The sequence below is a fragment of the Corallococcus sp. NCSPR001 genome (assembly GCF_017309135.1).
Lineage (GTDB): Bacteria > Myxococcota > Myxococcia > Myxococcales > Myxococcaceae > Corallococcus.
In genome coordinates, this window is record NZ_JAFIMS010000002.1 from 8,045,775 (window position 1) to 8,065,386 (window position 19,612).

Annotated in this window: 16 protein-coding genes; 7 read left to right on the top strand and 9 right to left on the bottom strand. The window is 70.8% G+C overall.

Going from position 1 to position 19,612, the window contains the following annotated elements; genetic code table 11:
• Positions 1-14: 14 nt before the first annotated feature.
• From JYJ93_RS34230 to JYJ93_RS34245, 4 genes are all read right to left on the bottom strand, one after another.
• Positions 15-467 carry an Rrf2 family transcriptional regulator gene (locus tag JYJ93_RS34230; RefSeq protein ID WP_206798718.1) on the bottom strand — a complete coding sequence of 151 codons (453 nt, stop codon included), beginning with the start codon at positions 465-467 and terminating at the stop codon, positions 15-17.
• A gap of 1 nt (position 468) precedes the next feature.
• A complete protein-coding gene (locus tag JYJ93_RS34235) occupies positions 469-1,461 on the bottom strand; it encodes a 2Fe-2S iron-sulfur cluster-binding protein (protein ID WP_206798719.1) in 993 nt (330 codons plus the stop codon).
• Positions 1,462-1,483: 22 nt separating this feature from the next.
• Positions 1,484-1,849, bottom strand: a complete 366-nt coding sequence (locus JYJ93_RS34240; RefSeq protein ID WP_206798720.1) for a group 1 truncated hemoglobin — start codon at positions 1,847-1,849, stop codon at positions 1,484-1,486.
• 147 nt (positions 1,850-1,996) lie between these two features.
• Positions 1,997-2,869: a cupin domain-containing protein gene (locus JYJ93_RS34245; protein ID WP_206798721.1), complete on the bottom strand. Its 873-nt coding sequence runs from the start codon at positions 2,867-2,869 to the stop codon at positions 1,997-1,999.
• A gap of 233 nt (positions 2,870-3,102) precedes the next feature.
• Between JYJ93_RS34245 and JYJ93_RS34250 the strand changes: the two genes are divergently transcribed.
• From JYJ93_RS34250 to JYJ93_RS34260, 3 genes are all read left to right on the top strand, one after another.
• Positions 3,103-3,372, top strand: a complete 270-nt coding sequence (locus tag JYJ93_RS34250) for a GlsB/YeaQ/YmgE family stress response membrane protein (protein WP_014394573.1) — start codon at positions 3,103-3,105, stop codon at positions 3,370-3,372.
• 288 nt (positions 3,373-3,660) lie between these two features.
• The gene (locus JYJ93_RS34255) at positions 3,661-4,725 is read left to right on the top strand and encodes a hypothetical protein (protein WP_206798722.1); all 1,065 of its coding nucleotides are present in this window, start codon (positions 3,661-3,663) and stop codon (positions 4,723-4,725) included.
• A gap of 25 nt (positions 4,726-4,750) precedes the next feature.
• On the top strand, positions 4,751-6,025 hold the full coding sequence (locus JYJ93_RS34260) for a hypothetical protein (RefSeq protein ID WP_206798723.1): 1,275 nt from the start codon (positions 4,751-4,753) through the stop codon (positions 6,023-6,025).
• Between the two features lie 59 nt (positions 6,026-6,084).
• Here the strand turns inward: JYJ93_RS34260 and JYJ93_RS34265 are convergent, their stop codons facing one another.
• The 4 genes from JYJ93_RS34265 to JYJ93_RS34280 form a co-directional block, all read right to left on the bottom strand.
• A complete protein-coding gene (locus tag JYJ93_RS34265) occupies positions 6,085-7,020 on the bottom strand; it encodes a hypothetical protein (RefSeq protein ID WP_206798724.1) in 936 nt (311 codons plus the stop codon).
• A gap of 58 nt (positions 7,021-7,078) precedes the next feature.
• On the bottom strand, positions 7,079-8,341 hold the full coding sequence (locus JYJ93_RS34270; RefSeq protein ID WP_242544852.1) for a sigma 54-interacting transcriptional regulator: 1,263 nt from the start codon (positions 8,339-8,341) through the stop codon (positions 7,079-7,081).
• A 135-nt stretch (positions 8,342-8,476) separates the two neighbouring features.
• Complete coding sequence (locus JYJ93_RS34275; protein WP_206798725.1) at positions 8,477-11,278, bottom strand: serine/threonine-protein kinase; 2,802 nt, start codon at positions 11,276-11,278, stop codon at positions 8,477-8,479.
• A 656-nt stretch (positions 11,279-11,934) separates the two neighbouring features.
• On the bottom strand, positions 11,935-12,762 hold the full coding sequence (locus JYJ93_RS34280; RefSeq protein WP_206798726.1) for a hypothetical protein: 828 nt from the start codon (positions 12,760-12,762) through the stop codon (positions 11,935-11,937).
• Between the two features lie 155 nt (positions 12,763-12,917).
• Here JYJ93_RS34280 and JYJ93_RS34285 point away from each other — a divergent pair, with 155 nt between their 5' ends.
• Both JYJ93_RS34285 and JYJ93_RS34290 read left to right on the top strand, forming a co-directional pair.
• Complete coding sequence (locus JYJ93_RS34285) at positions 12,918-15,221, top strand: thioredoxin domain-containing protein (protein ID WP_206798727.1); 2,304 nt, start codon at positions 12,918-12,920, stop codon at positions 15,219-15,221.
• Between the two features lie 2 nt (positions 15,222-15,223).
• Positions 15,224-16,729, top strand: coding sequence for an FHA domain-containing protein (locus tag JYJ93_RS34290; protein WP_206798728.1), 1,506 nt, complete (start codon positions 15,224-15,226; stop codon positions 16,727-16,729).
• Positions 16,730-16,734: 5 nt separating this feature from the next.
• On the opposite strand, the gene JYJ93_RS34295 is transcribed toward JYJ93_RS34290, so the two are convergent.
• Positions 16,735-18,084, bottom strand: coding sequence for an MFS transporter (locus tag JYJ93_RS34295; protein ID WP_242544035.1), 1,350 nt, complete (start codon positions 18,082-18,084; stop codon positions 16,735-16,737).
• 108 nt (positions 18,085-18,192) lie between these two features.
• Between JYJ93_RS34295 and JYJ93_RS34300 the strand changes: the two genes are divergently transcribed.
• Both JYJ93_RS34300 and JYJ93_RS34305 read left to right on the top strand, forming a co-directional pair.
• Positions 18,193-18,912: a phospholipase D-like domain-containing protein gene (locus JYJ93_RS34300; protein ID WP_206798729.1), complete on the top strand. Its 720-nt coding sequence runs from the start codon at positions 18,193-18,195 to the stop codon at positions 18,910-18,912.
• 30 nt (positions 18,913-18,942) lie between these two features.
• On the top strand, positions 18,943-19,584 hold the full coding sequence (locus JYJ93_RS34305) for a hypothetical protein (RefSeq protein WP_206798730.1): 642 nt from the start codon (positions 18,943-18,945) through the stop codon (positions 19,582-19,584).
• Positions 19,585-19,612 lie beyond the last annotated feature (28 nt).

Sequence of the window (19,612 nt, forward strand, 5' to 3'; positions counted from 1 at the left end):
AAGCGCGGGAGAGCTCACCGCTCCGGCGCGGCCGGGGTCAGCAGCAGGTCGGACAGGCCGGGCTTGGAGCGCCGCAGCAGGTCCTCCAGCGAGTACTTGTCCAACGTGGCGAGGAACGCGTCACGCGCCTCCGCCAGCACGCCCTTGAGCCCGCAGGCCGGCGCGATGGGGCACGTGTTGCGCTCCTTGTCGAAGCACTCCACCAGGTGGAAGTCCGGCTCGGCCGCGCGCACCACCTTGCCCAGCCGGATGTCTCCCGGGGCCTTCGCCAGCAACACGCCGCCGGCCCGCCCCGGCTTCACCTCCACGTGTCCCTCCTGCGCCAGCGTCTGCACCACGCGCACCAGGTGGTGCTTGGAGATGCCGTAGGCGTCCGCCATCTCCTGCGTGGACGACGGCCGCCCCGGACGTGCCGCCAGGTACATGAGGACGCGCAGCGAGTAGTCGGCGTGAAGGGTCAGGTGCAAGTCAGGCGGCTCCGGCGACGGGCCCCGCTCGCGGAACGCTCGGCAGGAAGGCATCCGCGTGGATGTCCCTCAGCGAGAACCCCGCGAGAAAGAGCTTCTTGCGCAGGGATAGCACCGCTTCGGGGTTGCCGCAGAGGAACGCCCGCCAGCCCAGGGGGCGCTTTGGGAGACAGCCAACGACCTTCGCCTCCAGGGCCCCCTCCTCCACCTCCCCTCCTCCCGCCAGCACGACGGGCCGGTAGGTGAGGTTCGGATGGCTCGCCGCCAGGGCCCTCAGCGCGTCCACGAGGTACAGCCCGCCCGGGTCCTTCGCCCCGTGGAACAGGTGGATGGGGCCGGTGTGGCCCGCCTCCAGCGCGTCCCGCAGGATGCCATACAGCGGCGCGAGCCCCGTGCCCGTCCCCGCCAGCAGCAGCGGCGCCTCCGGCTGCCCGGGCACGTAGAAGCAGTCCCCGGCCGGCCCCTGCAGGTGCACCGGGTCGCCGTGTCTGACTTCACGCGCGAACCAGCCGCTCATGGCGCCCCCGGGCACGAGCCGCACGTGCAGCTCCAACCGGCCCTCGCGAGGCAGGCTCGCCAGCGAATAGCTGCGCGCGAGCCCGTCCGCGCGCACCACCGTGACGTACTGCCCCGCGCGATAGTCGAGCGGGGACTCCACCTCCAGCCGCACCGCGAACACGTCCCCGCTGAGCGACTCCAGGTCCACCACGCGCGCGGGGACGCGCAGCTCCGACGCCCCCGCCACCTCCAGCGCGGTGCCCGCCGGGGGCCGGCACGTGCACGCGAGGAAGTAGCCCCGCGCCCGCAGCGTGTCCTTGAGCCCCACCTGCGCCGCCTCGGGCACCGCGCCCGAGGTGGCTCGCATCAGGCAGGACTGGCAGGCCCCCGCCCGGCACGCATGAGGCACGCGCACGCCCTGGCGCAAGAGGCCGTCCAGCACCGTCTCTCCGGGCTCCAGCGGATACCACTCGGATTCATGCCGCACCTTCGCCATGGCGTGCCTCCTGACGGCTGCTTCAGCGGTTCAACACGTCCGCACGCGCCCCTTCGGCGACGGCCATCACCTGGCCCACCAGGTCCGCGGGCACGCCCAGCTCCTCCAGCGTCTCCTTCAGGTGCCCCGCCACCGCGTCGAAGTGCATCTCGTTCAGCCCGCGCTCCACCAGGTGCTTGTGTCCCGCGCGCATGTCCTTGCCCGAGTAGCTCGCCGGCCCACCGGTCACCATCGTCAGGAACGCCTTCTGCTTCGCGGCCTGGCGCTCCATGTCCACGTCCTCGAAGAAGTGGCTGATGCGCTCGTCCGCCAGCACCTTCCGGTAGAAGACGTCCACCGCCGCCGCCATCGCCGGCTCTCCACCCAGCTTCTCGTACACGCTCGTCATGGCTTCGCTGCCTTTCCGGGCCCACGCCCCAAAAGATGCATTCTGAATGCATCTTTAAGGATGCCGCCGTCAACACCCCGGGGTTCCGGGCATCGGGCCAGCTTCTCGCGCATGTGCCATCGGCTGATGCCGACGGGCGTGGGGGCTTCAGGCGGGCAGCAGGCCGCGCGCCCGGCGCACCACGCGCTCCATGCCGCTCTTCACGTAGTCCAGCGGCAGGGAGCGGTTCACGGGCGTGGGCCGGTAACCCAGGGACCCCAGGTGCTTGCGCAGCGCATGGTTGGCGCGCAGCGCGCGCAGGTGCCGGGCCGTCTCGCGGGTGTTGAAGATGATGGACAGCGACACGGAGACATCCTCCGCGCCGTTCTTCACGTAGTGCGGCGCCACGAAGGGGATGTGCAGCGCGTCCCCGGGCCCGAAGGCGTAGCGCACCGCCGTCTCATCGAAGGTCTCGCGGTAGCTGACCTTGGAGCCGGAGCGCGCGACGAAGGCCTCCAGGTCCGGCGCGGGGACCACCTGTTCGTCCCACGCCTTCGAGATGTGCACCGCCTTGCTGCCCCGGAACTGCATCAGCAGCGTGGAGTAGCGGTCCAGGTGGAAGGGCGTGACGCTGCCGGGGGACGCGATGAAGAGGTAGAGCATTGGATCCACGGCCTGGGTGCCCACGCCCTGCGCGCGCATCAGGTCCTCCACCTCCGACAGCAGCGCGCGGTACAGCTCATGGAAGCTGGGGTCCTGCTCCGGCGCGCGCAGCATGATGTACGAGTTGCTCGTCATCATGTTCTCCACGGTGTCCTTCAGCGACAGGCCGGTGCGGTAGTCCACGTGCGCGCGGTCGAAGTCCGCGTCCTTGGGCACCAGGCCGGAGCTGAAGAACACGTTCTCGGAAGGCAGTCGCTGCACCACGCCCGCCAGGTTCTCCAGCTCCAGCGCGGGGTGCCCCAGCAGCGTGTGACGGCACCGGAAGGACTCACGGTCGAACTGCAACGGCGACCCGACGGACTCGAAGATGCGCTTCACGGAGATGAGCTCCTTGCCGCCTTCAGCGGCAGGTGTTCACCCGATGCCAGCAGAGCGCGCACGGACGTTCAAATTGGGGCGTTTTGCCCCGTGCTTCCGTGGGGCAATTTGCCCCGCGCTCCTCTGAAGCGTGCCGGCTGCCTGGTCGCCCTGCCGTCGCCCTGGCGGGAGGGGCAAGCGCGGCCGGGAATCATGCCCATGTTTCCTCCATCACCTCGATGGGAGGAAGAGACATGGCGTTGGAGACAATCCTGTTGTGGGCGGTCATTGGCCTCATCGCCGGATGGCTCGCGTCCGCGGTGGTGGGCGGTGGCTACGGCCTGATTGGCGACATCGTCGTGGGCGTGGTGGGCGCGTTCCTGGGAGGCTTCATCCTCCGGGCGCTCGGCACGGGAGCCCCATTCGGCGGCATCGCGGGCACCATCTTCGTGGCGTTCATCGGAGCGGTGGTGCTGCTGCTGATACTGCGGCTCATCCATTCGAGCACGGTCCGAAGGGTCTGATCCGCGCGGCCTGAACGCCGCGGTGGTTTCTTCTCGCGCGGGGCGCACTGCGTCCCGCGCGAGTCGTGCTTTCGGGCCTGATGACGCCAGACACCAGGGGCCTGACGGCAGTCATCAGCGAGGCGGCCTTCGGCTCCCTCCGTCCCGTCCATCCCCTGAAGAATTCCAAGCGGTTACCTCGTCGAGCAGCGTGTGGGGCGCGTGGCATGCGCCGTGCTTTAGCCCCCCACATCGCTGAACCGGACGGCTTCTTCTGGCCGCCCCATCCAATCTCCGAGGAACACCGCCATGGCGCTCTCCCCCCTGTCGAAGTCGTCCGTTGCCAGCTCCTCCTTCTCCCCCCGCACGTCCGCCGCGGAGCTCTCCAGCCCGGTTGCGAGCCCCACGGCGGTGACGGCGAAGAACGGCCCGGGTTCGCTCCAGGGGATGTTCCAGGCGGATGGCTTCGACGCTCCGGCCGGCGTGGGCAGGAAGGGCGCGCTCCAGGGTGGCAACCCCATGGAGCAACTGGCGGAGATGGTCCAGATGCTGACGCAGTTGGTGCAGATGCTCGGCGGGATGAACGGCGCCGGTGCGCAGCAGGGCGCCGCGGCTCCGGGCATCGAGGGCGCGGCCGGCGCGGCGCAGGGCGGCGTGCCGGACCTGGGCGGTGACTCCTTCGGCGGCGTGCCGGACCTGGGCGGCGAGGGCGCGAGCGCCAACACCCTGCCCCCCGAGCAGGACGCCGCGTCCGCCGCGGCACCGGCCCCCGCGGCCCCCCAGAAGGACGCGGCCGTCGCCGGTCCCCAGTCCGTGGGGGACTCGAGCGCGGCGAAGGGCAAGAACACCATCACCCTCAACAACGACGGCGACAAGCCGATGACGGTGAACTTCACCCCCAACGCGGGCGAGAAGGCCATCGACTCCGTCACGCTGAAGCCGGGTGAGAGCCGCACGGTGCAGTTCCCGGACAACTGGTCCGGCAACTTCCGCACCGACAAGGGCGACGGCAAGAACGCCACGCTCGGTGAAGTGAAGTTCGACGGTGGGTTCGGGAACACCTACTACGACGTCAGCTACATCGAGGGCCACAACACCTCGATGACCATCCAGCCGGAGGGTGGCGGCCGCCTGTCGGGCACGATGGACAACCTGCTGGCCTCCGCGCCTGACTCCGTGAAGGCCAAGGGAGCGGACGGCAGCGCGTACGGCATCAAGAAGAGCACCACGTCCAACGTGCAGGATCCGGAGGTGGTAGACTTCTTCCGCAAGCACGTGGGCGCGGATCAGGGCTACGTCATCCCCACGGATGACGCGAGCACGCTGGGCAGCAAGAACAGCAACCTCGTCGTCCACCTGAAGGACCTGGCCTGATTCCCCTCAACCGAGGCCCCCATCCATGAGTGTCCGCCTTCCGTCTGGTCTTCCCCGCCCGGGCCTGCCCCTGCAGAGCCCCGCGCAGGAGAAGGAGGAGAAGGCACAGTCCGGTGAAGGAAAGTCATCGGGCAAGGCCACCGGGAAGGGCGGCACCGGCAAGGGAGGTGTCGCCGTCAAGGGCGGCTCCGCGAAGGGAGCCTCCGCCAAGGGGGGCCTGGAGCAATCCGGCCCCCAGGACGGCATGGACTTCGGCCGCTCCGGCGAGGCGGAGCGCAACGAGGCCGGCGGTGGCGGCGCCCGGGGCGCCCAGCAGCAGGAGGGCATGGCCGCCGGCACGTCGCATGGCGCCGCCCCCCTGGGCAGCCTGGAGCAGCCCCCGGCCCTCGCGGCTCAGACACCCCAGCAGGCCCCGGCGCTCCCCCAGCCTCCGCCAACGGCGACGCAGGTGCCGGTGGCGCCCCAGTTCGAGCGCCGGCCCGGCGCGTCCGAATCCCCCCGGGAGCGCACCGCGACGGACGGGCAGTCGCCGGACGCCGCGAAGCAGGCGCTGGAGGGCCGCGGGAAGCTGAGAATCGCCGTCCTCCACCGGCTCCACCGCGGCCTCACGGAGGTGGCGGGGAAGATGACCGCCTTCCTCGCCAACCCCGGCCGCCAGGGCGTCGTCACCCTGCCGGTGGTCTTGAGCGTGAGCTCCGTCACCTTCGAGTGGTGGAAGTCCGCGAACGCGGTCCCCGAGGACCGGGCCTACCTGGCCCAGGTCCTGGGCGAGCCCGGCACGGCGGACGACGCAACGCTCCTGAACACGCTGCGCACGGAGATTGCTCTCGCCTTCGCGGAGTTCCCGCGCACGCCGCAGGGCGTGGAGGCCCGCAAGCTCTACGACGCCGTCCTCCAGAAGTACGAGGCCGCGCGCATCCAGCCCATCATCGCGGGCCACGACTCCGGCGCCGTGGTGGAGGAGTGCGCGCGGCTGGGCCTGTCCTGCGAGGGGGACTTCACCCGCTCCCTGCTGCTCTCGCCGTGGATGCTGGCCACCAGCCAGAGCCCGGAGGAGGGCTCCGCGACGCAGGTGATGGTGGCGGGCCTCACGCTGCCCCAGCTGGGCGCGCTGGTGGGCCACCTGCGCCAGCTCAACCCGCTGCTCAGCAATCCGCAGCTGCGGGCGCTGCTCCTGCGCGCCTCCACGGACAAGCGGCTCGCGCTGCGCAAGGTGATGGGCCTGCAGGAGGTGGAGCAGGTGCAGGAGCTCGCGCGGCAGCTCTTGCGGCTCCAGGCCGTGCAGCACCTCGTCGTCTGAAGCTTTCGCGCGGCGGATGGACTCCAATCCATCCGCCGTCAGGCGTTACGGCCTACGGCCTATGAGGACTCGCGGCCGAAGTTGGACATGGCGCGCGAGCCGCCACCGTCCGTGTTGCCCAGCGTGACGGCCTTCAGGCCGCCCTCCTGCGCGGCCTGGGCCTCGGACATGCCCTGGGCGCTTTCGACGATCATCTGCCCGCCGCCCTGGTGCCGGTTCCAGCTGATGTCCACGGAGTCCGCGAGCCGCTGGGCGTCCACCGGAATCTTGGAGCCGGTGCTGGGGTCCTTGAGCAGGTAGCGGCCCTGGTCGTCCTTGCCCTCCACGGAGACCCAGTGCGCGCGGCCCGTCTCGCCCGGCTTCGTGGTGGGGTCCACCAGGCTGGAGTCCACCATCACCGCGCCCTTGGCGCCGCGGGCGAGCGCGTCATCCAGGGCCTTGGTGTCGAGCTTGGACGACGTGTGCGTCACCTTGGTGCCCTGGTTGGCCAGCATGTTGGACAGCTCATGCGGCGACGTGCCCTGGCCCTGCGTGAAGCGCGACTCCAGCGCGGCCATCTTCTCCTTGTCGGACGCGGGCTGCGTCTGGCTGGTGCCCAGCTCCTTGCCCAGCATCACCGCCACCGCGGCGCCGCAGTCGTTCGCGTTGGCCTGCTTGACGACCCCGGGGTCCGTGGCCGCTGCGGCGTCCCAGCCGCCAATCTCCGGGGCCTGGGGCGCGTTCGCCAGCGTCCCCTGGACACCCAGGTCCTGCGCGGAGGCGCCCGACACCGGCTGGAAGCGATTCGCCCACGCCTGGTTGAGGGCCTGCACCGCCGCGAAGGCGTCCGTGGCCTGCTCCGTCTGCACGGGGGTGGGCGCGCCCTCCACCTGCGAGACGACCTTCTCCTCCGGCAACCCGACCTGCTCCGCGGTCTGCTGCGGGACGGCGGTCGGCTTCACTTCCGCCAGTTGCTGGAAGGTACGGAGGAGATTGTTGGAAAGGTTCACGCTCACGGTCGTGCTCCAAGGGGGAGGGAGGGGGATGTCATCCTACCTGTGATGCCGCCCCGTGTTAAGGCTCCCCGGACGGATCCAACCCGTGCTTGCGCAGGAGTTTCCGGAGGTAGACACGGTCGATATCAGCTTCGCGAGAAGCCCTGGAAATGTTGCCTTCGCAGCGCTCGATGAGGTTCTTCAGGTAGTCACGTTCGAACACTTCGATGAGGTGTTCTTTCGCTTCCTTGAAGGGCAGGTCCAGGTCCGGCCCCTTGCGGCCGTCCGTGCCCGGGGGCGCCTCCAGGTCCGGCAGGGCCTCCTCGCCCAGGTTGACGACCTGTTCCACCACGTTGCGCAGCTCGCGCACGTTGCCGGGCCAGGGGTACTGCATGAGCAGGGCGCGCGTCTGGTCCGACAGCGCGCCCGGCTGCCGGCCCATCAGCTTGAGCATGTGGTCGATGAGCAGCGGGATGTCCTCCGGGCGCTCGCGCAGCGCGGGCAGCGTCACGCGCAGCACGGCGAGCCGGTGGAAGAGGTCGCGGCGGAACTTCCCCTGCTGGACGGCCTGCTCCAGGTTGACGTGCGAGGCGGCCACCACGCGCACGTTCACCGTGAAGTAGTCGTTGCCGCCCACGCGCTTCACCTGCCGGCGCTCCAGCACGCGCAGCAGGCGCGGCTGCAGGTCCAGGGGCAGTTCGCCAATCTCGTCCAGGAAGACGGTGCCGTTCTGCGCGCGCTCGAAGGCGCCGGCGCGGTCGCCCTGGGCGCCGGTGAAGGAGCCCTTCACGTGGCCGAAGAGCTCGGACTCGATGAGGGTGGAGGGCACGCCCGCCAGGTCCACGATGACGAAGGGGCCCTTGGCGCGCGGGCTCTGCTGGTGGATGGCCTCCGCGCACAGGTCCTTGCCCGTGCCCGTCTCGCCGTGGATGAGCACGTCCGCGCCGCCGGGCGCCAGGCGCTCCAGCACGGTGAAGGCCTCGCGCATCTTGCGGCTTCCGCCCACGAGCGCGCCGAAGCGGTCGCGCGAGGACAGGGGCAGCGAGCGCTCGCGGGTGTCCTCCGGCACCAACTTCAATTCGGTGGTGCCCAGCGTGAGCACCGCGCCGGGGCGCAGCTCCATGGCGGTGAAGCGCAGCCCCTCCACGAACGAGCCGTTGTGAGAGCCCAGGTCCGTGGCGACGACGTGCTCGTCGTGCACCTCCAGCTTCAGGTGCTGGCGGGAGACGGCCTTGTCGGTGAGGACGATGTCACACGTGGGGTTCTTGCCCACCATGTACGTCCCCTGCTTGAGCGGGTGCGTCTTGCCGGCCTCCGCGCCGGAGAGCACCCGCAGCACCATCCGCACCTGTCCCGCACGGCCCCGGTTCAGGGTGGCCGTGGCATCCAGGAGCGCCTCGTCGTCATCCGGTGGCAGCGACACGGCGCGGGACGGTAGCACGCCCCGCCAGGGTCGCCAGCAGCCGCGCGTGTCGTCCTACCTGCGCCGGCCCCGGCCCGGCTTGCGGGCAGGCGGGCGCGGGGACTCCTTGGGCAGGGTCTCCAGCCACGAGTCCACCTCGCCCACGCGCTCGTCCATCCCGGACTCGCTGAAGCGCGCCCGGGCGCGGGTGGCCTCGCCGCGGGCTTCTGGCGACTGGCCCGTCTGGTACAGCGCCCGCGCCAGCGCGAAGCCGGACTCCGCCAGCGCATCCGGGGGCGCGGACGCGAAGGACACGGCGAGTTGGAGCGGCGCCACGGAGTCGCGCGCCCGGCCCAGGCCCAGCAGCGCCTGGCCCACGCCGTCGTAGGACGGCTGGAGCCCCTCGTCGCCTTCGGGCAAGAGCTCGCGCTTGAGGGCCACGGCCTGCTCGTAGGTCCTCAGCGCGTCGTCGTAGCGCTTCATCCCCAACTGGCACATGCCCAGCTCGTCCAGCGCCTCCGCCACCTGGGCGCTCTTCTCGCCGTGCAGGGCCTTGTAGAGGTCCACCACCGCCTGGGCGTGCGGCAGGGCGCGCTCGGGCTGGCCGGCGTCGCGCAGGGCCAGGGACAAGAGGCCGTGCCGGTTGGCCATGTCCGGGTGCACCGGGCCCACCGCCGCCTCGGTCTTCGCGAGCGACGCCTCCAACAGCGGCACCGCCCCCTTCGCGTCGCCGGTGCCCAGCGCCAGCCGCCCCAGCAGGAAGAGGGTCCGCGCGCGCTTGGGGTGCCCGGGGGGCAGCGCCTTGTCGTAGAGGGCGCTCGCCTCCGTCAGCCGCTCGCGGGCCTCCTCCATGTGGCCCTGGGACATGGCGAGGTTGGCCTGGTTCACCTTCACGTCGGCCTCCAGCACGGGCTCGCCGCCCAGGCGCTGGAGGGTGGCCTCCGCCAGTTCGCCCCAATTCGCCGCCGGGTCGTAGTGCTTCTGGCCGTCCTCCACGTAGAGGAGCTTGTTGAGGATGGCGACCTTCAGCCGGTCCGCCCTGCCGGCCTCCGCGTCGAACACCGCGCGCGACAGCAGGTGGGAGGCCTCCGGCGACTGGCCCGTCTGCTCCTGGAGCCAGCCCAGGTGGAAGCGCATCTCCGCCTTCAGCGGCAGGTAGCCCGTCTTCTCCACCGGCGCCTCCAGCGCCTTCACCGCCGTGAGCGCCGCGGGGTAGCGGCCCGCGTCCACCTGCGCGCGCACCTCCGACAGCTGGTCCTCCAGCGCCTCGATGGCGTCGCGCAGCGCGGGGTCGGAGGGGCGGCGCTGCTGTTCGGCCAGGCCCTCCACGTCCTCGCACTCGTGCAGCGCGGGCAGCGCGTGCACCATGTCCACGGACTTCACCACCATGGCGGCGTCCGCGCTCGCGAGCAGGTCCACCGTGGCGCGCAGGTCCTTGCGGCGGCGCTCCAGGCACACCACCTGCCGGTCCAGCTGCTCCTCCGGCTTCACGCCGCTCACGCGCGCGTCCTCGCACGCCTGGACGCGCTGGTGCTTCCACGCGTCCGCGTAATGCCCCAGCACCTGCACGGCGCGCGCGGCCATGCCTTCCGCGAAGGGCTTCCCGGTGGCGAGGAAGGCGGACGTCAGCTTCGCCTTCGCGTCCGGCGTCCACACGGTGTCCATCAGCGCTCCCGCGTCCGCGCACACCTGGGACTGCTGCCACGCCACGCCGCCCGCCACCGCGAGCGCGGTGGTCATGGCGCCCGCCGCGCCCAGCCAGCGCTTGCGCTGCCCGTGGCGCTGCTCCTGGGAGAGCGCGTCCAGCAGGGCCTGCATGGACGAAAAGCGCGCGTCCGCGTCCAGCGCCAGCCCGCGCAGCACCGCCTGCCGCACCCAGCCGGGCACCTTCACTTCGCGCGGCGGCTCGCGGATGAGCGCGGGCGGCGGCATGACCGGGACCGCCTTCGCGGGCGCGGCGTTCAGGGACTGCGTGCCGCCCAGCGACTGCGTGCCGGTGGCCTCCAGCTCCGCGCTGCGGCTGGCGGACGCGTAGGCCTTGATGCTGCCCGGGTCGAAGGGGCGCGTGCCGTAGAGCGCGCCGTAGAGCGCGGCGCAGAAGCTGAACTGGTCCGTGCGCGCGTCCAACTGCGTGCCCCGGAACTGCTCCGGGGACATGTAGTTGGGCGTGCCCACCAGCAGGCCCGCCTCGGTGAGCGTGGTGTCCAGCATGCGCCGGTCCGAGGACTCCAGGACCTGCGCCTCCTCTGGCGAGACCGGCGCCTCCGGCCCTTCGCCCACCTGCCGCGCCAGCCCGAAGTCCGTCACGTAGACGCGGCCCGCATGGCTCACCAGCACGTTGGCGGGCTTGAAGTCGCGGTGCACCAGCCCCGCCGCGTGCGCGGCCTGAAGGCCCCTCCCCGCCTGGAGGTAGCGCTCCAGCACCTCGCGCCAGGACGGCTTCGCCTCCTTCAGCCACGAGCCCAGCGTGCCGCCTTCCACCAACTCCATGGCGACGAAGACCTGGTCGCCCCACATGCCCACGTCGAAGACGGGGATGACGTTGGGGTGGGAGACGCGCGCCATGGCCTGCGCTTCACGCAACAGCCGCGAGCGCGCCTCTTCGTTGTCGTGGTTGGCGTTGGGGTGCAGCAGCTTCAGGGCAATCTTGCGGTCCAGGTCCGGGTCATAGGCGGCGTACACCACGCCCATGCCGCCCTGCCCCAGCTTGCGCAGGAGCAGGTAGCGGCCCACCTGGGGAACGGGCGGGACGTCCTCCGCGCGGCGCGGACGGGGGCCCGTTCCATAGCCCGAGCCACGGCCCGTCCCCGCTCCCGAGCGCGCGGAGTCCGAGTTGCCGGTGCCTGTGTTTCGCCTTCCGGTGTCTCTCTTCGTCATGGGGCCGTGACCTGATCCGCGAGTCTACCGCCGGCCCTCGCCCGCTCCGAACATCCTTCCGCGCCGCGTCAACCAGGACGCCTGCCTGGTGACAGGCGTCATCAGGGAAAGGACCCCAGTCACCAGGGGCCGCCCCCCGGCGGAGGGCACAACCCCCTGGAATCAGGGCGGGCCCGGCCGGCCGGAGGCTGGCACGCCAGACGCAATGGGTACGGAGCACGCGGGCAGGTTCGGGGTGCAGCCAGACCTCATCCGCGACAGGCCACATGAATATCGCCGGGCCGCATCGCGACTGAATGCGTGGCTCGGATGGAGGCGGCGGTGAACGGAGACACCGCCGCCTTCTTGCTTTTCAGCGCTTCACTCGCGGCGTGCGCCTGGAGTCCTCATCACGCGGCTTCGCGAGGGTGCGGCGGTCGCGGGTGCGTGCGTGCGCAACCATGCGAACGCTCCCTCCAGGTCCTTCGGCAGAGCCGCGCCGCGGACCAGGTGGAGGGTACGGCCCCGGGCCGCGTCCGCCCGAAACCTGTCCGACTGTCGGACAAGTTCGCGCGCCCCCCGGGTTCACTCGACGAAGACCTGTCCGACTGTCCTACAGGTTCTCGGCCTCCGGCTTCAGGCTGCGGGGCTTTGCCCGCGCTCGTCCTGGCACCTCCTCAGCGCTGGCGCATCCGGACGCGCAGGCACTCCGCCACCTCCTCCCGCAGCTCCTCCGGGAAGCCGGACAGGCCCGGGGTGTCATTGCATTCCAGCAGCGTGTAGGCGCCGTCCTTCGCCTGGAGGAAGTCCAATCCCAGCACGTCCGCGCCCAGGTGCCGCATGGCCCGGCGCGTGTGCTCCGCGAGCTCCGGCGGCGGGTCGATGACCTGGTACTTCCGCGTGTCGACGTTGGCCTTCCAGCCAGCGCTCGCCCGCGTCATCGCCCACATGCGCTCGCCCACCGCGAGGCAGCGGACGTCGCGCTCGTAGTCAATGAAGGGCTCGACGACCGCGTAGTCGTCGGCGGCGAAGAGGAGGTCCGCGATCTCCGGCCACGTGCCTGCGTCGCGCACCAGCGCCTTGCCCAGCCCGGCGTGGTGATTGCCGACCTTGACGACGAACGGCACGGGCCGCTCCAACCGGCGCAACATGTCGTCACCGAGCGCGGCGTCGAACGGGATGACCGGCAGCCCCGCCTCACGCATCTCCGCAAGCATCGACAGCCGGTCGTGACAGCGCGCCAGCACGGACGCAGGGTTGGAGCAGGGCACACCGCTCAGGCGGATGAGCTCCAGCGCCGCGCGATGCCTGGGGTCCGGGCGGATGGCGCCCACCCGCCAGAGCACGCCGTCCAGCCGGGTCGCGGACTCGCGGTCGACGCACCAGAGGTCACCACCGCGCAGGACCCAGGAACACTCCTGGAGCCTGCGGAAGACGACCTCGTATTCCGGGAAGTAGCGCTGCCAGTACTGTTCACCGTTGATGACCACGAGGGTGGGCCGCATCCGGCCATCGTTCCACGTCCCGCCCCCTGCTGTTCGCGGACGCACCCTCCGTTCCTGTCCGGAAGGGACGGAGGCCAGACTCCCCGTGACGCGCTGGTTGACGCGGGCTCCCGTCGCCCCTCTTATCTGCTCCTCCCCTTGAGCAGGAGTTCCCGTTGGCAGGTGTCCCGGTCGAGTTGACCCCGGAGGATTTCGAGGAAGTCACCCAGAAGCCCGGCATGTGCGTCGTGGACTTCTGGGCGCCGTGGTGTGAACCCTGCCATGCGTTCGCGCCGGTCTTCGCCGAGGCCGCCGCGCGGTTCCCGGACATCACCTTCGCCCGGCTCGACGCGGAGGCCCACGAGGCCGTGGCCGAGCCGCTGGGCATCGACGCCTACCCCACCCTCGTCGCGTTCAAGGACGGCCTGGAGGTCCGCCGCGTCTCCGAGGCGCTGCCCGCCGAGTCCCTGGACCGGCTGCTGAACGCGCTGCGCGCCGTGGACGTCACCGAGGAGAAGTCCCGCAAGGCGAACCGCGAGCGGACCGAGGCGGGCCAGCGCCCCTCCGGCGTCCCCGAGGGCGCCACCTGGGACGACGGCGACGGGGAGTGGTCCTTCGGACCGAAGGACGCGAAGGGCCGGCCGCACGGAACGTGGCGGTACTGGCGCGCCGACGGCACCCTCTGCAACGAATGCATCATGGAGCAGGGCACGCCGCACGGACCCTTCAAGCGCTTCCACGAGGACGGCTCGGTGTCCCAGGAGGGCGCCTTCGCGAAGGGCCAGCTCCACGGCCCCCGCACCTGGACGGCCTCCGACCGCTTCACCACCGAGCGCATGCACGAAGGCGGCGTGAGCGAGCGCGTGCGCAGGACGGTGATGCACTACGACCACGGCACCGTGCGCCAGGTGGGGCACTTCAACGCCCAGGGCCAGCGCGTGGTGCCCTCCACCGGCGAGCCCTACCCCACCCGTCCGGCCCACCTGCCCGAGGACGCGGAGCTGCGCGAGGACCTGAACCAGTGGGCCAAGGTGACGCTCAACGCGGACGGCGAGCGCCACGGCCTCACCCGCTTCTGGGACGCGCAGGGCCAGCTGCTCTGGGAGGCCGAGTTCGAGGACGGACGGCGGCATGGGCGCTACTGGTCGCGCGCGGAGGGCATCTACGCGGACTTCCGCGTCCACTTCGAGGAGGGCCGGGCGGAGGGCGACCTCGCGTGTGGCGAGTGGTCCCTGATGGACGCGCAGCGGGCGGTGGTGCTCACGCGCGACCTGGGGCAGGCGATGGATGAAGAGGCGCTGGCGCGCTCGCCGGTGTTCTCCAACCTCCCCCGGAGCGCGGAAGGCTGGCGCGAGCTGGCGAAGGAGGCCCGCGCGGACCGGCGCTACCGCGAGGCCTTACTGGCCACGGCGCGCGCGTGCGCAACGTCGCTGGACATCCAGCCGTTGAAGCAGGGCCTGGAGGAGCTGACGCTGCCGCGCACGAAGGACTCCGCGAGCGAGGTCGCGCACGGCGTGGTGGAGGACGCGGGCCAGGCCTGGGCCCCCATGGCGGACGCGCTCATGCGCGGCGGTGAGGCGGCGACCCTGCTGCGGGCGTACGCGGTGTTGCTGGACCAGACGGACCGGCCTCGCGCGGCGCTGGACTTCCTGCACGCGGCGATGCTGCTCGCGCCGGAGCGCAAGGCGTACCTGTTCACGCGCGGCCTCATCCTGTTGAACCTGGGCGTGGCGGATCAGGTGCACAAGGACGCGGAGCATCTCGCGGAAGTGGAGCCGGACACCGCCCGGTTCCTGGCCACGTACGCGCGGGTGTTGTTCCCCCGGTTCGACTTCTGGGCGGGACAGGAGGCTCCGCGCTGCGGCTACGACGGCCTGCCGGAGAAGCCCGCGCAGTCCCTGGAGGCCATCCAGCAGTTGGTGCGCAAGTACGCCACGCGGCTCCAGGCGATGCGTGGCGCGCTGCTCCAGCGGTACAAGCCCGGCGCCACGGTGCCCTGGCTGCCTCCGGACCTGTCCGGCCTGCTGGGCGATGGGCCCGTGGAGCTGAAGCAGGAAGCGCTGGAGCGGGACGAGGACGAGCAGGTGGAGGTCGACGAGACGCTCGACCTGGAGATGGGGTTCGCGGACCTGACGCTGATGCTGCGCGGGGACTGGAGCGCGCTGTCGTGGCTCTTGTGGTCGTGCGGCGAGACGACGTTCAAGATGCCCACGCGCATCGCGCCGCCGGCGGATTACGGACAGGCGGCGGGGCAGACCTCGCAGCGGCTGTGGCAGAGCCGGGACCGCAAGTTCCGGGGCAACGCCAGCACGACGAAGCCCGGCCAGGGCTTCCTGTTCGAGGGCGTGGCGCTGGGCGACCTGCACCCGAACCTGGTGTCCATCGCGGAGCGGCAGTACGCGGAGACGCAAGCGATGTTCTATTGGCTCAATGACCCGGACAACGTCTCTCCGTGGCAGAGCAATCTGAGGGGCAGCTAGGCATGAATCGGATTCGTGAAACCATCGAGGTCGCGGAGCCCCTGTGGCGCGCGCTGGAGCAGATGAGCCACGACCTGGGCGTGGACCGGAATGCCCTGGTCGCCCAGGCGCTGTTCCTGCTCGCGAGACAGAATGGCTACGTGTCGCCCACGCCCGTGGCGCTCGGGGTGACGGTCGCCGGAGAGCCCGTGCGGGCGCCAGCGGCCCGGGCCCCAGAGCCCGTGGCGCGTCCGGCGGAGCTCCCTGCCGCTGCCGTCGTCCCCGCGCCTGCCGCTGTCCCCGCGCCTGCCGTTGGCCCTGCGAAGGAACCCGTGGCCGCCGCTCCGGCCTCGGCGGTGTCCGAGCCCGTGAAGGCCCGGTCCTCCGTGGACGAGTCCGCGCAAGCGCGGGCGCGCATGCAGGAAGTCCTCGCGGCGGTGGATGCGGTCGCGCAGCCCCGCGATGTGCCGGTGGCGTCCGACGACGAGGAGGAAGAATCCGACGCCGAAGAGGACTCGAACGACGAGGAGTCCGACGACGAAGCGGCTGACGAGTCCTCGGACAACGATGAGTCCGACGAAGACGTGGCTGACGAATCCTCGGACGACAAGGAGTCCGACGATGACGGGGCCGAAGAAGAAGCGGCTGATGAATCCTCGGACGAGGAAGAGTCCGACGACACAGCCTCGGATGAGGAAGAGTCCGACGACGAATCTTCGGACGACGACAAGTCCGATTCCGGCGCCGCCAGCGCGACGGATGAGGATTCGGACGACGAGGACGCATCCGAGGCGGCAGCCGCCAAGGAGGGCTCGGACGACGAGGACGCGTCGCAGGACTCCGAGGAGGACGACGCCGCAGCGGCCGACATCGCGGCGGCGATCGGCTCCGAGGAACTCCCCGGCACCAACGAGCCCGATGACTCCGAGCCCGAAGAGGCCAGGACGGGTGAGGAGGCCACGGGCGCCGAGGAAGACGACGCGGCCGAAGAGCCTGATGCGCAAGCCGCCTCCTCCAGCGAGGACAACGACGAGGCCGCCGGGGACGAAGCACAGGACTCGGGCTCCGACGAACCCGAGGAACAGGACCTGCCCTTCGTGGCGCCTCCAGCCGCGAAGGCCCCCCCTGCCCGCAGGCAGGGCCGTGTGCTCCGGCAATCCGAACCCGAGGACGAAGCCCCCCCGGAACCCAACCGGGGCCGCAAGCCCACCCCCGCCGCCCGGGCCCCCGCGCGCATGGACCTGTTCGTGCGGCTGAGCCCGGACGGTGACGCCACGCGGGTGGACGTGGAGCGCTTCACGCTGGGACGCGGCCCGCAGTGCAGCCTCGTCGTGAAGTCCGGCAGGGTCTCCCGCGAGCACGCCGTCGTCACGCGCGACGGCGCGGACTACTTCATCGAGGACCTGGGCTCATCCAACGGGACCTGGATCAACCACCAGCGCATCAAGCGCCAGAAGATCGCGGACGGGGACACCTTCAACCTGGGGACCGAAGCCGTGTACTTCTCCCTCCAGCCCTCCGAGGACTGACGCGCTCAGGCGTCCCGCGGAGGATTCCGGATGCCCAGGGCGGAGGTGACTCCGCCCAGCACCAGCAGCACGGCGGAGACGAGCATCGCCCGGTGGAAGCCCGCGACGTCCAGTCGCGGTCCCACGATGAGCCCCGCGAACGCGATGGCGATGAGCCCCGCGACCCGGGCGATGGCGTTGTTGATGGCCGAGCCGATGCCCGCCTGCGCCTTGTGCACGGACCCGAGCACCGCCGCAGTCAACGGCGCCACCGTGGTCGTCAGCCCCAGCCCGAACACCAGCACGCCCGGCAGCATCTGCCGCCAGAAGTCCAGCGGCGTGCCGACGCGCAGCATGAGCAGGAACCCGGCGCCCGCGACACACGGCCCCACCGCCATGAACAGGCGCGGACCGAACCGGCCCGCGAGCCCGCCGAACGTCGACGACAGCAGCAACATGAGGATCGTCGTCGGCAACAGCGACAGCCCCGCCAGCGTCGCGCGGAAGCCTCCCACCTGCTGGAGGAACAGCGTGATGAGGAACTCGCTCAGCGCCAGCGCCCCGTAGATGAACGTCGTGGCCAGGTTGCCCACCCAGAAGTTCCGCGCCCGGAAGAGCCCCAGCGGCATCATCGGGTGCGGCGACCGCCGCTCCTGCCAGAGGAACGCGAGGAACGCCGGCACGCCCACGCCCAGCGACACCAGCACCGTGGGATGCGTCCAGCCCACCGTCCCCTGCTCAATCAGCGCGTAGACCGGGCCGCCCAATCCCACGCACGCGAGCACGGCGCCCAGCACGTCCACGCGCGCGCCTTCCGGGCGGGCGGGATCCTCCATGCGCGCGAGCAGCGCCAGCGTCAGCCCGATGGGCAGCACGTTGATGGCGAAGATCCACCGCCAGCCCACCGTGTCCACCAGCAGCCCGCCCACCAGCGGTCCCGCGATGAACGCCCCGCCCGTCCAGCCGGTCCACGCGCCAATGGCCTTCGCCTGCGCGGGGCCGGAGAAGAAGGACAGGATGAGCGCCAGCGAGCCCGGCACCAGGAGCGCGCCCGTGGCCCCCTGCAGCGCCCGCGCGAGGACGAGCACCGCGCCCGTCGGAGCCACCGCGCACAGGAGCGACGTGGCGCCGAAGCCCAACAGCCCCAGCCGCAGGATGCGCTTGCGCCCGAACACATCCGACAGCGAGCCCGCGGCCAGCATCAGCGAGCCCAGCGTGACGAGGTAGGCATCCACCACCCACTGCTGGAGCTTGAGCCCCCCGCCCAGGTCCCGCACCATCGCGGGCAGCGCGACGTTGATGATCGCCCCGTCCAGGAACGTGACGAGCGAGGCGAGCACGGCGATTCCCAGGGCCAGCCGCTGTGGAGACGTCAAGGTATCCGCCGACTCCCCCCAAAGTAGTAAGCCGTGCGCGCCTGGGGGACAGGCGGGACGCCAGGTTCCTTGTATAGAGTTCTTCGCCGCACCGTCTGTCTTGGACCCATGGACTTCAAACTCATCAACACTGAAGACACCGTCAGCCGCCTGCTCAACCTTCTGAGAGAAGCGAGGGAGCGGGTCATCCTCATCAGCCCCTATGTGACGCTGGGAGCCGATGACCGGGTGGGCCGCTCCATTCGCGAAGCGCTGGCCCGGAAGGTCAAGGTCACCCTCGTCTACCGGGAGGATGACCAGACGACTCCCAAGGAGAACTGGCTGGCCGCGATGAAGCCGCACGTAGAGGCCGGCCTGAAGCTGTTCGCCGTCCCAGGGCTGCACGCCAAGCTCTACCTTTCGGAGTCGACGGTCATCATCACGTCGCTCAACCTGCTGGCCTCCTCATTCCTCAACTCCATCGAGGTGGGGCTCTGGTCGACGGATCCCGAAGCGCTCAAGCAGGCCTATACCTTCATCGACAAGGAGATCCGGCCGCACGCCCGCGCCCCTTCGGCCACGGCGAAGCCAGCGAGGCTCGCCCCCGCCGAGCGCAAGGCGCGGCCCCGGGCGCCTCGGAAGCAGCAGGACGAGGGCTATTGCCTGCGCTGTGGTGACGCCATCCCGTTGAACCCGAAGCGGCCCTATTGCCGAGAGGACTTCGAGGAATGGGCCGAGTGGGAGAACGTGGACTACGAAGACAATTACTGCCACGGCTGCGGCGACGACCACCCGGCCACCATGGCCAGACCACTGTGCCGGGACTGTTACCGGAAGTCTGTCGCGTAGGCCTCTTTCACGTCGCGCAGGAGTGAAGCCATGAACCTGGAGTCGTTGCTGGCCAGCCTCGTCCCCGACCCTGAAGCCTGCCGCAAGAAGGCGGAAGAACTCCGGAGCGCCTTCCCCAATGCATCGCCGGAGGAACTCGCGGAGCGCCTCATCCGGCAGGCCAAGGTGCTTCTCGCCGCGGCAGGCGGTGGCAGTGGCCTCGTCGCCAATCCGCTCGCGGCGGCGCCCCTGGCCCTGGCGGAGACAGGCGTCGTCCTCAAGACCGAGGCGAACCTCGTGGGGAGCATCATCGCGCTGCTCGACCCGGACGTGCTCAAGGACCCGGGCCTCTTCACCACGGAGGTGCTGGCCATCGTCTTCCCGAACGCGGCCTCGCAGGCCCTGCGTGAATTCACGACGCGGGCGGGACAGGCAACGTCACGGACGCTCATCCGCCGGTACATCAGCAAGGGCGTGCTCAAGGCCCTTCAGCGCTTCGCATTGAAGTACCTGGGATTGAAGCTCACCCAACGCGCCATCATCACCAAGACTGTTCCACTGGTCGGGGCGGGAATCGGGGCGACCTGGAACTGGGTTGAGGTCCAGCGCGTGGGCAAGCGGGCCGTTCGCTACTACCAGGACACCTCCAACGAGCCGGAGACGCCGGACACCTCCGAGGATGCAGCCGCCTGACATTCACCGGACGCGGTGAGAGCGACCG